The 432-nt window shown below is 38.7% G+C and carries 1 protein-coding gene; it reads right to left on the bottom strand.

Annotated elements, in window-relative coordinates; genetic code table 11:
* The coding region (locus SH09_RS17320; protein ID WP_042740259.1) for a hypothetical protein at nucleotides 1-432 on the bottom strand (432 nt) is incomplete at both ends.

Genomic DNA, 432 nt, shown 5'->3' on the forward strand with positions numbered 1-432 from the left:
TCAGCAAGTACGTCACTAAGTACATCAGTGTCTGATTCAGAAAGTGCATCAACATCATTGAGCACATCAGTGAGTGATTCAGAATCAGCAAGTACATCATTAAGTACTTCAGTAAGTGATTCAGAGTCAGCAAGTACATCATTAAGCACTTCAGTATCTGACTCAGAAAGTGCATCAACATCATTGAGTACTTCAGTAAGTGACTCAGAAAGTGCGTCAACATCATTGAGCACTTCAGTAAGTGATTCAGCAAGTACGTCACTAAGTACTTCAGTAAGTGATTCAGAATCAGCAAGTACGTCATTAAGTACTTCAGTAAGTGATTCAGAGTCAGCAAGTACATCATTAAGTACGTCAGTATCTGATTCAGAAAGTGCAAGTACATCATTGAGTACATCAGTGTCTGACTCAGAAAGTGCAAGCACATCATTA

Origin of the sequence: Staphylococcus gallinarum, from assembly GCF_000875895.1 — a bacterium.
GTDB lineage: Bacteria > Bacillota > Bacilli > Staphylococcales > Staphylococcaceae > Staphylococcus > Staphylococcus gallinarum.